This is a genomic window from Franzmannia pantelleriensis (assembly GCF_900102875.1).
Lineage (GTDB): Bacteria > Pseudomonadota > Gammaproteobacteria > Pseudomonadales > Halomonadaceae > Franzmannia > Franzmannia pantelleriensis.
The window spans coordinates 222,438-235,063 of the sequence record NZ_FNGH01000002.1 but is presented as its reverse complement, the minus strand read 5'-3'; the positions used below and the strand labels follow the sequence as shown (position 1 = coordinate 235,063).

Annotated in this window: 11 protein-coding genes; 3 read left to right on the top strand and 8 right to left on the bottom strand. The window is 65.0% G+C overall.

Going from position 1 to position 12,626, the window contains the following annotated elements; translation table 11 throughout:
• The first annotated feature begins 43 nt into the window (after positions 1 to 43).
• Together BLT16_RS03140 and BLT16_RS03135 are read left to right on the top strand one after the other, a co-directional pair.
• The gene (locus tag BLT16_RS03140; RefSeq protein WP_089657070.1) at positions 44 to 1,684 is read left to right on the top strand and encodes a thiamine pyrophosphate-binding protein; all 1,641 of its coding nucleotides are present in this window, start codon (positions 44 to 46) and stop codon (positions 1,682 to 1,684) included.
• Positions 1,685 to 1,708: 24 nt separating this feature from the next.
• Positions 1,709 to 2,938 (top strand): MFS transporter, encoded by a 1,230-nt coding sequence (locus tag BLT16_RS03135; RefSeq protein ID WP_089657069.1) that lies wholly within the window; start codon positions 1,709 to 1,711, stop codon positions 2,936 to 2,938.
• 9 nt (positions 2,939 to 2,947) lie between these two features.
• Here BLT16_RS03135 and msrB read toward each other — a convergent pair whose 3' ends face one another.
• From msrB to yrfG, 5 genes are all read right to left on the bottom strand, one after another.
• Positions 2,948 to 3,445, bottom strand: a complete 498-nt coding sequence (gene msrB / locus BLT16_RS03130) for a peptide-methionine (R)-S-oxide reductase MsrB (protein WP_089657068.1) — start codon at positions 3,443 to 3,445, stop codon at positions 2,948 to 2,950.
• 125 nt (positions 3,446 to 3,570) lie between these two features.
• Positions 3,571 to 5,157, bottom strand: a complete 1,587-nt coding sequence (locus BLT16_RS03125) for a phosphoenolpyruvate carboxykinase (RefSeq protein WP_089657067.1) — start codon at positions 5,155 to 5,157, stop codon at positions 3,571 to 3,573.
• A 250-nt stretch (positions 5,158 to 5,407) separates the two neighbouring features.
• Complete coding sequence (hslO, locus tag BLT16_RS03120; RefSeq protein WP_089657066.1) at positions 5,408 to 6,283, bottom strand: Hsp33 family molecular chaperone HslO; 876 nt, start codon at positions 6,281 to 6,283, stop codon at positions 5,408 to 5,410.
• 27 nt (positions 6,284 to 6,310) lie between these two features.
• Complete coding sequence (locus tag BLT16_RS03115; protein WP_089657065.1) at positions 6,311 to 6,700, bottom strand: RNA-binding S4 domain-containing protein; 390 nt, start codon at positions 6,698 to 6,700, stop codon at positions 6,311 to 6,313.
• A gap of 15 nt (positions 6,701 to 6,715) precedes the next feature.
• A complete protein-coding gene (yrfG, locus tag BLT16_RS03110; RefSeq protein WP_089657064.1) occupies positions 6,716 to 7,381 on the bottom strand; it encodes a GMP/IMP nucleotidase in 666 nt (221 codons plus the stop codon).
• A 92-nt stretch (positions 7,382 to 7,473) separates the two neighbouring features.
• On the opposite strand from yrfG, the gene nudE reads away from it, so the two are divergent.
• Positions 7,474 to 8,052: an ADP compounds hydrolase NudE gene (nudE, locus tag BLT16_RS03105; RefSeq protein WP_089657063.1), complete on the top strand. Its 579-nt coding sequence runs from the start codon at positions 7,474 to 7,476 to the stop codon at positions 8,050 to 8,052.
• A gap of 147 nt (positions 8,053 to 8,199) precedes the next feature.
• On the opposite strand, the gene BLT16_RS03100 is transcribed toward nudE, so the two are convergent.
• The 3 genes from BLT16_RS03100 to ilvD all read right to left on the bottom strand — a co-directional run bounded on the left by BLT16_RS03100 (position 8,200) and on the right by ilvD (position 12,561).
• Complete coding sequence (locus BLT16_RS03100) at positions 8,200 to 9,240, bottom strand: oxidoreductase (protein WP_089657062.1); 1,041 nt, start codon at positions 9,238 to 9,240, stop codon at positions 8,200 to 8,202.
• Positions 9,241 to 9,636: 396 nt separating this feature from the next.
• Positions 9,637 to 10,431, bottom strand: coding sequence for an SDR family NAD(P)-dependent oxidoreductase (locus BLT16_RS03095; RefSeq protein WP_089657061.1), 795 nt, complete (start codon positions 10,429 to 10,431; stop codon positions 9,637 to 9,639).
• Between the two features lie 285 nt (positions 10,432 to 10,716).
• On the bottom strand, positions 10,717 to 12,561 hold the full coding sequence (gene ilvD / locus BLT16_RS03090; RefSeq protein WP_089657060.1) for a dihydroxy-acid dehydratase: 1,845 nt from the start codon (positions 12,559 to 12,561) through the stop codon (positions 10,717 to 10,719).
• Positions 12,562 to 12,626 lie beyond the last annotated feature (65 nt).

Here is a 12,626-nt window from a genome sequence, read left to right as displayed (position 1 = left end):
CAGCGCCACCCATTTCCAACAACAACCCCACAGGAGATCCGCCATGCCCAGCGTTGCCCAAACCCTGATTGATGGCCTGCGCCGCGAAGGCGTCACCCATGTGTTCGGTATTCCCGGCACCCAAAATCTGGCGTTGCTCGATGTCGTTCGCGAGACACCGGAGATGCGCTTCATCCTCACCCGCCACGAACAGGGCGCGGCCTTCATGGCCTACGGCTATGCCCGCGCCGGCCAGCGCCCGGCAGTGGTCACCGCCACCGAAGGCCCGGGGGTGACCAACATGGCCACGCCGTTCGGCGCCGCCTATCGCGGTAACGTGCCGCTGATCGGCATCAACGGCCTTCAGGAGGAGTGGCTTCGCGAGAAGGATGCCAGCCAGGAGATGGACCAGATCACCTTCTTCAAGCCGATCACCAAGTGGGCGTACTCCATCACCGGCCCCGAAAAGGCCCAGGAAGCGCTGCGCAAGGCCTTCCGTACTGCGCTGGCCGAGCCACCGGGCCCCGTTCACCTGGAGGCTTCAACCGCCATCTATCGCGCCGAGGTCGAGGCCGAGACGCAATCTCCCGAGCAGTATCGCGCCAGCGTGCTGCCCGAGGTCGCCGGCAGTTGCCTCGACCAGGCCTCGGCGCTGCTGGCCAAGGCCAAGCGGCCGGTGATCCTGGCCGGCAGCGGTGTGCTGCGCGAGCGCGCCAGCGTTGCGCTGATCGCCTTTGCCGAACAGCACAACATCCCGGTAGCGCCGCTGCAGTTCAGCCCCGATGCCTTTCCGACCTCGCATCCCTTGGCTGTTGGGCCGCTGGGCCGCAACGGCTGGAATAGCGCCAACCGGGTGGTCAAACAGGCCGACGTGGTAGTGGCAGTGGGCGCGCGTATGGACCTGTTCTCGACCACCTTCAAGCATGGCCTGATCCGCGAAGACGCCACCCTGATTCACCAGGCGGCCAGCGTCGACCCGATCGGCACGGTGTTCCCGGTAGATGTGGCCGCGGTGGGCAGCACCCCGAGTTTCCTGGCCGGCCTGAGCGCCCGTCTCGACGGCCAGCGCTGGGACTGGGTCGACGTGGCCGCCGAGGTCGCGCGCTGGGAAGAGGAGCGCCAGGCGCTGATCGATCCCCTCGCTGAGCCGATTCAGCCGCCGTTCGTGGCCGACGTGCTCAGGCGCACCCTGCCCAAAGGCGGTATCATGGTGGTCGATGCCGGCAATGCCGGTAAGCACGCGCGCCAGCATTTCGTCAGCCATGCCCCGGACACCTACATGTTCATCGACAACTGGGCGGCAGTCGGCGCCGGCTTCCCCACTGCGCTGGGGGCGGCACTGGCCCGACCCGATGTGCCGGTACTGGCGGTACAGGGCGACATGGGCTTCATGTGCAATATCGGCGAACTGGAAACCGCAGTGCGCGAGAACATCAAGCTGGTCGCCGTGGTGATCAACGACCAGGGGCTCGGCAACGAGCGCGCCTTCCAGGATGCCCACTACGACGGCCGGCATTTTGCCGTCGATTACCAGAACCCCGACTTCGGCGTCCTGGCCCGCGCTTTTGGCGCCCACGGCGAGCAGGTCACCCGTCCCGGCGACCTGGAAGCCGCCATGCAGCGCGCCTTCGCCGCCGATGGCCCAGCGGTGGTCGACGTGATGATCGACAAGCACCATCTGGCGCCGGTGCTGTTCAAGGCCTGATCTGCCGCATTCACAAGGAGACACATGAACGACAGCTCGATCCCAACAGGACCTGACAGCGGCGCGATCCGTAACCTGGTGATGGTCTGCATCGGCCTGACCAGCGTATTCGTGTCGCAGACCATGCTGCTGTTGGCAGTGCCGCTGCGGGCGCTGGAGCTGGGCGCCAGCCCTTCGCTGGTGGGGGTGATCCTGTCGGCGCCCTATCTACTGCCGCTGGTGTTCGCGATACCGCTGGGCGGTATCGTGACCCGAGTCGGGCCGCAGAAGGTGTTCTTCATTGGCGCCATCGGCATGATGCTCGGCCCCTGGATGAGTCTTGCCGCCCCGACCTTTGGCGGGCTGGTGGCGACCCAGATCACCATCGGCCTGGCCCACGTGGTGATGGTGATCGCCGCCCAGTCAGTGGTTGCCGGGCTGGGCCGCGGCCGCGCCCTGGAGCGCTATTTTGGTTGGTACACCATGTGTCTGTCGGGCGGCCAGTTGATCGGCCCACTACTCGCTGGTTACATGATCGACAGCCTGTCGATGGACTGGGTGTTCGCCGCCATCGGCGCCATCCCGGCCATCAGCCTGGTGAGCTCATGCTTCTTCGTCGGTAATGCCCGTCGTGGCCATGCCACGCCGCGCTCGCTGCTCGGCTACCGCGCCCAGGCCTCGCTGCTGCGCGACAATATCGGCGTGCAGATGTCGATTGCGGTGACCGTCGCGGTGCTGTTCGCACTGGGCGCACATGCCGCTTTCCTGCCAGTCTATCTCGAGGAACTGACCTTCTCGGCGACGCTGATCGGCGTGCTGGTCAGCCTGCGGGCGCTGGCGGCGATGGTGATACGCCCCGTCATGCCCCAGGTGATCCAGGCCCTTGGTGGGCGCGGCAAGACGATGATCGCCTCGCTGGCGGCGGTGGCAATGGGGCTGATGTGGACCGGTATGACAGGTAGTGTAGCGGCGCTAGCCTTCCTCGCCATCCTGGTCGGGCTGGGGTCGGGGATCTCGCAGCCACTGTCGATGGTGATCCTCGCCGAGCACGTTCACCCGGAGCAGCGCTCCAGCGCGCTGGGGATGCGGCTGATGGGCAACCGCGGCGCCCAGGTACTGGCACCGCTGGTGCTCGGGGTCATCGCCGAGCTGGTCGGCTTTACTCTCACCTTCCTGCTGGCCGGCGCTGCACTGCTGGCGGTGCTGGTCGTAGTGGTACGTCTGCGACCAGCCTTCGAGCGCGCCGAGCTAGACAATGCCCGACGCTGGCCCTAGCGGCTTGGGTTACGCGGGTACAAAGCGCAATGCCAGGCCGTTGTTGCACCAGCGCAGGCCGGTGGGGTCGGGGCCGTCATCGAACACATGACCCTGGTGGCCCTTGCAGCGCGCACAGTGGTACTCGGTGCGCGGAAAGAACAGGAAGTAGTCTACCTGGGTCAGCAGATGCCCCTCGACGTGCTCGAAGAAGCTCGGCCAGCCGGTTTTCGAGTCGTACTTCATATCGCTGGTGAACAGCAGCAGATCGCAACCCGCGCAGCGATACTCACCGTCGCCCCACTCCTTGTCCAGCGGGCTCGAGAAAGCACGCTCGGTGCCGTGATCGCGCAGGATCTCGTACTGCTCAGGCGTCAATCGCTCGCGCCACTCGTCGTCACTCAGCTCCAGCGTTTCCAACCCCGGGGCCGGCTCGAGATCGAGTTTGGGTCTGCCCAGCGCCACACCGGGCAGCAGCCCGGCCAAGCCGCCCACGCCCAGCAGCCCCATAAACTGACGTCGTTTCATTGGTCACTCCCGTATTGGCCTGCGGATACTCACCCGGCGCGTGCCATACGCAACGAGGGGAAGCGTATCACCGCCTCCCCTCGTTCAGACCCTCAGCGTAACGCGGGGTTCAGCACGCCCTGACGTCAATCCAGATGCGGCCCTGCAGCGATGATCGCCGCATCGACGCCGGCGAACTTCTTGAAGTTGTCGACGAACTTGGCCACCAGGTCCTGCATCTGGCGCTGGTAGGCGACCTGGTCGGACCAGGCCTGACGCGGGTCGAGCAGGCTGGAGTCGACACCGGGCACCGCCACCGGCACGGCGAGATTGAGGCCGTCGACGATGCGCGTCTCAGCCTCGCGCAGCACGCCGGACTGAATCGCGCTGATGATGGCGCGGGTGGTGGGAATCGAGAAGCGCGTGCCGCCCTGACCATAGGCGCCGCCGGTCCAGCCGGTGTTGACCAGGTAGACCTGGGAGTCGTAGGCCTCGACGCGCTTGATCAGCAGGTCAGCGTATTCGCGGGCCGGCCGCGGGAAGAAGGGTGCACCGAAGCAGGTCGAGAACGTCGCTTCGAGCCCCGCCGACGAGCCCATCTCGGTGGAGCCCACCTTGGCCGTGTAGCCGGACAGGAAGTGGTAGGCGGCGGCTTCCTTGGAGAGTACCGAGACCGGTGGCAGCACGCCCGACATGTCGCAGGTCAGGAAGATGATCGCACTGGGTTCACCGGCACGGTTCTCGGCGACGCGCTTGGCGACGTGCTCGAGCGGATAGGCGGCACGAGAGTTCTGGGTCAGGCTGTCATCGGCGTAGTTGGGATCGCGACGATCATCGAGGACCACGTTCTCGAGCACCGCGCCGAACCTGATGGCCTGCCAGATCACCGGCTCGTTCTTCTCCGAGAGGTCGATGCACTTGGCGTAGCAGCCGCCCTCCATGTTGAACACCGTGCCTTCACCCCAGCCGTGCTCGTCATCACCGATCAGGTAGCGGCCTGGGTCGGCGGACAGGGTGGTCTTGCCGGTGCCGGAGAGGCCGAAGAATAGCGTCGTCTCGCCGTCTTCGCCGACGTTGGCCGAACAGTGCATGGGCAGTACGTCGGAGTCCGGCAGCAGAAAATTCTGCACCGAGAACATGGCCTTCTTCATCTCGCCGGCGTAACGCATACCGGCGATCAGCACACGCCGGCCGGCGAAGTCGATGATCACCGTGGACTCGGAGTGAGTGCCGTCACGCGCCGGATCGCAGACGAATTCGGCCGCATTGAGAATGGTCCACTCGCTCTTGCGGGCAGGATTGTAGGCCTCCGGGCGCACGAACATGGTGCGCCCGAACAGGTTGTGCCAGGCGGTCTCGGTGACGGTCCGAATCGGCAGGTAGTGCTGAGGATCGGCGCCGACGTGCAGCTCGGAAACGTAGTGATCACGCTCGGCGAGGTGAGCGTCGACGCGCTGCCAAAGCGCCTCGAAGGCGTCGGCGTTGAACGGCCGATTGACGCTGCCCCACTCGATCTGGCCACGGGTAGATGGCTCGTCGACGATAAAACGATCGGCGGTGGAACGCCCGGTGCGCTTGCCGGTATTCACTACCAGGGCGCCGTTGGCGGCAAGCCGCCCTTCTCCGCGCGTGACCGCTCGCTCGATCAGCTCAGCGTGGCTGAGATTGGTGTAACGCTTGGGGGCGGCGGGCGCCTGAGGCGCAGCGGCGGATGCGGCTTGGGTCGTGGTCATGTTGGTGTCCTGGGCCTTGCGGCCGATTCTCTCTCGTTAGCCGGGCGTCTGCTGACGCACTGAGTGCCTGATGGCCCGCCGGTGAACGAGTGGGCTCGTTTCTGGTGGGGCGGCGGGCGATCGCGTCAAAGGGGCGGCCATTATGGCAAAAACATTTCTTGTAGCAAACGGCGCATTTCGCGGCATTTCTTGTAGTTTTACTACTACATCCCGCGAGTTAGGCCAGGAACGAAAGGCTGGAAAGCAACGCTCAGTGCAGCGTCGGGGGTGGGGCATCGGGCGCCTCGATCAGCGCGTCGATCTCGGCAGCCCCGAAGTGGTAGCGGGTATTGCAGAAGTGGCACTGGGTGTCGATCGCCTGCTGCTCCTCGAGGATCTGGCGCAGCTCCTCGGCACCGAGGCTGTAGAGCGCCTGAGCGATGCGCTCCCGCGAGCAGTTGCAGCCAAAATGCAGCGGCTTGGGCGGAAACACCCGCGCTTGCTCCTCGTGGTAGAGACGAAACAGCAGTGTCTCGGCATCCAATTCCAGCAGCTCATCGTGCTGCAGGGTCGCCGCGAGGTGCACGCTGCGCTCCCAGGCATCCGGGTCCTGGCTCTGCGCGTCATCGGGCAGCTGCTGGAGCAGCAGGCCGGCGGCCCGTGCCCCGTCGGCAGCCAGCCACAGCCGGGTCGGCAGCTGCTCCGACTGACTGAAGTAAGCCTCGAGACAACCGCCCAGCGTATCGGCGGAAAGCTCGACGATACCCTGGTAGCGCTTGCCCTCGCTGGGATCAAGGGTGATGACGATACGTCCAGCCCCTAGCAGCTCGCGGAAGCCAGCACCGTCGGCGGGCACTGGCTGCCCTTCCGCGACCCGGGCGATGGCGCGCATTTCACCGCCAGGGTTGGACTCGGCCATCAGCAGTTCGAGGGGCCCGTCGCCGCGTACCTCGATGCTCAGGGTGCCATCGAGCTTGACGGTTTCGGTGAGCAGCGCCACCGCGGCCAGCAGCTCGCCGAGCTGACGGCTCACCGCCAGCGGGTAGGCATGACGCTCGAGCACTTCCTGATAGGCGCGTTCGAGCTGCACGATCTCGCCGCGCACATTGGTACCATCGAAGAGAAAACGCTGAATCTGGTCGGTCATGGGACTCTCGGGTAAACAGTATAACGGTCAGTCGTCGCCCTGGCGGCGCTGAAAGCGGGTGATCTCGCGGCGCTGCTTCTTGTCGGGACGCTTGAGGGGGTGCTGCATGGCTTGATTGGTGAGCCGCCGTGCCTCGGCTTCGCGGGCGCGGCGCGCCACGCTGTCGGCGGTTTCGCGGTAGAGTTCGCGGGCCTCGGGCGCGCCGCGGCGCTGGCCGGAGAGTGCGACCACCTCGACCTCGAGAATGTCCCAGCCCTGGGGCACGCGCACCAGCGCACCGGTTTCCACGGTCTTGCTGGTCTTGGCACGGGCGCCGTTGTAGTGCACCTTGCCGCCCTCGATGGCCTTCTTGGCCAGCTGGCGGGTCTTGAAGAAGCGCGCGGCCCACAGCCACTTGTCGAGTCGAACGTTATCCATGGCGCTCTCCATCACTCAATGAGGTGGCCGCTCATCGGGGAGTATCGCGGCGAAACGGTCGAGGGCAATGAACTCCTCGAGCGTCTTCTCAGGCCGGCTGCTATCGGGCTGCTTGATGCCCAGCAGATGGCGGATGCCATACTCGCGGGCGCTCTCCAGCACATGGGGATTGTCATCGATGAACAGGGTGCGTGCCGGGTCGAAGGGCTCGACCTCCTGCAGCTCGAACCAGAACTCCTGGGCCTCCTTGGCCACCCCCAGGTCCGCCGAGGAGACGATTGCATCGAGATAGTCTTCCAGGCCGGTCAACGGAAGCTTGAGCCCTAGACTCGCCCGGTCGGCGTTGGTCGCCAGCACTACCCGCGGATGGGCACGCTTGAGCCACTTGAGGAAGTCGAGGGCGTCGCTGCGCAGGCCGATCAAGTGCTGTATTTCACGCTTGAGTGCGACGATATCGACGTTCAGCTCGTCGCTCCAGTAGCGCAGGCTGTACCAGTTGAGGGTGCCCTGCTCACCGATGATGCGTGCCTTGAGCGCGTCCTGGGCAGCCGCATCGAGACGATGCAGTTCGGCATAGCGGCGCGGCAGGTGCTCGAGCCAGAAATGGCTGTCGAAGTGTAAATCCAGCAGCGTACCGTCCATGTCCAGCAGTACGGTATCGATGGCCCGCCAGTCGATCATGCTCAGGGCTCCGCAGTGATGAATCGAGAGTGGTATTGTACGCGAACCCACCGGCCGAGACACGGCCTCCACGCGGTCTTACAGGAGACAGCATGTCAGCACCCTACCCGCAAAAGCCCCAGGTCCTGTCGCGCCAGGAAGTCGCTCGTAGCCGGCTATTCACCGTCGAGCAGATGGAACTCAGGTTTTCCAACGGCGAAGAGCGCACCTTCGAGCGCCTGATGGGCAGCGACCATGGTGCGGTAATGATTGTCGCCATGCCCGACCCCGACCACGTGCTGCTGATCCGTGAGTACGCCGCGGGCTTCGATGACTATGTGCTGACCCTGCCCAAGGGGCTGGTGGATCCGGGCGAAGACATCGTGACCGCCGCCAACCGCGAGCTGATGGAGGAGTGCGGTTTCGGCGCCCAGCTTATCGAGCCACTGGCCGAGCTGTCGCTGGCCCCCAACTACATGCGCCATCGCATGCAGGTGATGCTGGCCAGCAACCTCTACCCCAAGCGGCTGCCAGGCGACGAGCCGGAGCCGCTGATCGTCGAGACCCACGCCATCGACGAGCTCCCCGCGCTGCTGGCCCGCGACGACTTCCATGAAGCGCGCGCCATCGCCGCGCTGTATATCGCCCGCGACTTGATGCGCGAGCGACGCGAAGGACTCGATCTGTGGTAGCTCAAGGCGTCAACTTACTCACTCGGGACTGATCCGTCGGCAGGCCTACGAGGAGGCGCTGTGAACCCATCCCTGGGCGCTACCAACGCCATCCCTGGCGTTGAACCTCCTCTTCGCCCTGCCCCCGGCGTCCCTCGTCAGTATTGCTTAGAGGCTGACCCAGCGCCCCTGGCGATGGCTATCGAGTCCCGCCTCGAGCAGCCGCATCGAGCGGATCGCGTCCTCGACGCTAACCGGCATGTCCCCGCTGCCGGTCAAGGCCGCGACCACCTCACGATAATAGGCCAGGTAGTCGCCGGGCAGGGTGGTATAGGTCGTCTGGCTGACCGCCCCCTGACTGCCCTCAGCCAGGCTCAGTTGGCCGTCGCGGGCGTCCATGCCCCAGTCCCGCACCGGCGTCTCGCCGGCCTTGAGGCGCGCTTCCTGCGGGTCGAGGCCGTACTTGACGTAGCTGCCGCGGGTGCCGTGAACGCGAAAGCGCGGGGTTTCCGCTGCCACCAGGGTGCTGGCAGCCAGACTGACGCGGCAGCCCGGGTAGTCGAGCAGGCACAGGAAGTCATCCTCGACGCTGGCGTCGTCGCGCTGGCGCGCCAGGTTGAGTTGGATGGCGCGGGGCTTGCCGAACAGCTCGCAGGCTTGATCGAGCAGGTGCGGGCCCAGGTCGTACCAGATGCCGCCGCCGGGGCGTGGCTTTTCACGCCAGCGATCACGCACCTCGGGACGAAAACGGTCGAAGCGCGACTCGAGACTCACCACCCGCCCCAGCTCACCGCTGGCCAGCAGCGCCTTGAGGGTCAGGAAATCGCTGTCCCAGCGCCGATTGTGGAAGACCGACAGACGCCGCCCGGCGTCGTCGGCCAAGCTCTTGAGGGTCTTGGCCTCGGCCAGGGTTACCGTGAACGGCTTATCGAGCACCACATGCTTGCCCGCCGCAAGGGCGGCCTTGGCCAGCGGGAAGTGGGTCTCGTTGGGAGTGGGAATCACCACCAGATCGACGTCCTCGCGAGCGAACAGCGCCTGGGGCGTGGCAGCCACCGCCACCTCGGGCAGCGCCGCTGTGACGTTATCGGCATTGCTCGACGAGACCGCCACCAGTTGCAGACCTGGAGTGGCCTGGATCAGCGGTATGTGGAAGGTCTGGCTGGCGAAGCCGAAGCCGACTACGGCGACGTTGACATCGTGCGACATGGGCACTCCCTGTCGGTGGCTTATGACGATATGGCGTGATGCATATCAAGAAACGGTCAAAGAAAGATCATATCGACCTTGGTATAGGGGTCCATACTGAGGGGGCTGTTTGCAACCCCGTCATCCACGACCCTATCCAAGGAGGCAAACGCATGTGCTGTTCTGAAGAGAGTCTAGCGCTGATGGAGATATGGTATGCGCTGGAGTGCCAAATCGAGGCACTGACCGAGCAAGACCTGCCGATGAACAAGGCGGCATGATCCACCCACAGCCTCACAATCGAGCCCCCGACTCAAAGCGGGGGCTCGCTGTTTCCATGTCGCCCTGCTCCACCGTGTCAGCGACAGGCACGTAGATCATTACCTGCTGACTGGTTAGATGTCGCGAAGAGCACTCTTACGTCAAGGTGTCGACGATCCCGCCTTCCACGCGCAGCGCCGCCCCGGTGGTTGCACTGGCCTGGGATGAAGCGGCATAGACGCTCATGCTGGCGACCTCCTCGGGTGTGGCTAAGCGCTGAATGATCGAGGTAGGTCGGTTCTCCCGCACGAAACGGGCTTCCATCTCCTGCTGTGAAACCCCTTCGTTTTCGGCCATCTCGCGCAGCATATTGAGTACCCCTTCGGAGCGGGTCGGCCCTGGCAGAATGGCATTCACCGTTACCTGGCTGCCACTTAGCACCTTGGCCAGCCCCCGCGACACCGACAGCAGCGCGGACTTGGTCATACCGTAATGGACCATCTCGCTGGGAATGTTGATGCCCGACTCGCTGGCGAGAAACTGAATGCGGCCCCGGTCACGCTCGCGCATGCCTTGCGCATAGTGACGGGACAGGCGCACAGCGCTCATGATGTTGACGTCGAAGAAATGCTGCCAGGTGGCATCATCCACCTCGAAAAAGTCCTGCGGACCAAAGATACCCACGTTATTGATCAGGATATCCGCACTGGGCTGCTGCTCGATCAGCGTCTGGCAGCCTTCAGCTGTGCCGAGATCGGCCGCCACGCCTTCTATCGTGGCGTTGGGCGTGTCTTTCTTGAGTGCGGCAATAGCCTCGTCGACCCGCGCCTGGGTTCGCCCGGTGATCACCACATCGGCGCCCGCATTGGCCAGCCCCCGGGCAATGGCAAAGCCGATGCCTGCGGTGGAACCGGTAATGATGGCGTGTAGGCCGCTGAGATCAATCTGCATAAGTGGCCTCCTTTCTGCCTGAGTGTCAGTGCATGTATGCGTGCCGATAGGTTACGCATCGCTCCCTTGCCACTAACAGGCATGATGCTCATCCAGGCGATTTCAAGGGGCTGGGAAGATGATTGAGTTGCCGCCCTGTTATCAACGGTAGATAACGACGCCCTGCCACATGCTCCCGACTGAGGGGCCGGCGCTGGCCTACCATGGCCAGCCCCTGCGCAGCAGCACTATTCAACCATGGCACAGAACCTTCATCTCGACCTGGCCAGGGCCAGGTCGAACGCGTCAATCCAGCTTGGAAAGATCGCGCACCGCGCCCTTGTCGGCGGAGGTGGCCAGCAGCGCGTAGGCCTTGAGCGCCGCCGAGACCTTGCGGTCACGCTGGATGCGCGGTTTCCAGGCGTCCTTGCCGCGCGCCTCTTCGGCCTCGCGGCGCGCCGCCAGCTCGGCATCGCTGAGCTTGACGTTGATCGCCCGCTTGGGGATGTCGATGTGGATGATATCGCCACTCTCGATCAGGCCGATGGCGCCCCCCGCGGCGGCTTCCGGCGAGACGTGGCCGATGGAGAGGCCCGAGCTGCCACCGGAGAAGCGGCCGTCGGTCATCAGCGCGCACACCTTGCCGAGCCCCTTCGACTTGAGATACGAGGTCGGGTAGAGCATCTCCTGCATGCCGGGACCGCCGCGCGGGCCCTCGTAGCGCACCACCACTACCTCGCCGGGCTTCACCAGCCCGCCCAGCACGTGTTCCACCGCCTGATCCTGGGACTCGACCACGTGAGCCGGACCCTCGAAGACCAGAATCGAGTCGTCGACGCCGGCGGTCTTCACTACGCAGCCGTCCACGGCGATATTGCCGAACAGTACCGCCAGCCCCCCCTCATGGGAGAAGGCGTGCTCCAGGTCGCGGATGCAGCCACTGACGCGGTCGCCGTCGAGGCTCGGCCAGCGCGCGGCCTGGGAGAAGGCGGTCTGGGTCGGAATGCCGCCGGGGCCGGCCTTGAAGAACTCCACCACCTCGGGGCTGGGATTGCGCATGATGTCCCACTCGTCGAGCGCCGCCTTGAGGGTGTCGCCATACACGGTGGGCACGCGGGTATCCAGCACCCCGGCGCGATCCAGCTCGCCGAGGATCGCCATGATACCGCCGGCGCGGTGGCAATCCTCGATATGGTACTGCTGGGTATTGGGCGCCAGCTTGCAGAGCTGGGGCACCTCCCGCGACAGGCGGTCGATGTCGGCCATGGTGAAGTCGACCTCGGCCTCCTGGGCGGCGGCCAGCAGATGCAAGATGGTGTTGGTGGAGCCGCCCATGGCGATATCCAGGGTCATGGCGTTCTTGAACGCCGCCTTGGAGCCGATGGCACGGGGCAACAGATGCGCCTCGTCGCCCTCGTAGACGCGCTTGGCGAGTTCGACGATGCGGCTGCCGGCCTCCTCGAACAGCCGGCGGCGGTCGGCATGGGTGGCCAGCACGGTGCCGTTGCCCGGCAGTGCCAGGCCCAGCGCTTCCATCAGGCAGTTCATCGAGTTGGCAGTGAACATCCCGGAACAGCTGCCGCAGGTGGGGCAAGCACTGCGTTCGATTTCTTCGATCTCTTCGTCGCTGTACTTGTCGTCGGCAGCGTAGATCATGGCGTCGATCAGGTCGATGCCGTGGTCGAGCAGCTTGGTCTTGCCAGCCTCCATGGGGCCGCCGGAGACGAAGATCACCGGGATATTGAGGCGCATTGCGGCGTTGAGCATTCCCGGGGTGATCTTGTCGCAGTTGGAGATGCACACCAAGGCGTCAGCGCAGTGGGCGTTGACCATGTACTCGACGCTGTCGGCGATCAAGTCGCGGCTGGGCAGCGAATAGAGCATGCCGTCGTGGCCCATGGCGATGCCGTCGTCCACCGCAATGGTGTTGAACTCCTTGGCCACCCCGCCGGCTTTCTCGATCTCGCGAGCCACCAGCTGGCCCATGTCCTTGAGATGCACATGCCCGGGCACAAACTGGGTGAAGGAGTTGGCCACGGCGATGATCGGCTTGTGGAAGTCGTCATCTTTCATGCCGGTGGCGCGCCACAGGGCGCGGGCGCCGGCCATGTTACGACCAGCGGTAGTGGTACGGGAACGATACTCGGGCATGCTGTCCTCTAGCGTCGATGCCGCCTGAGGCCACCCGCACAGGGCGGGCGACCAGCGGTCTTGGT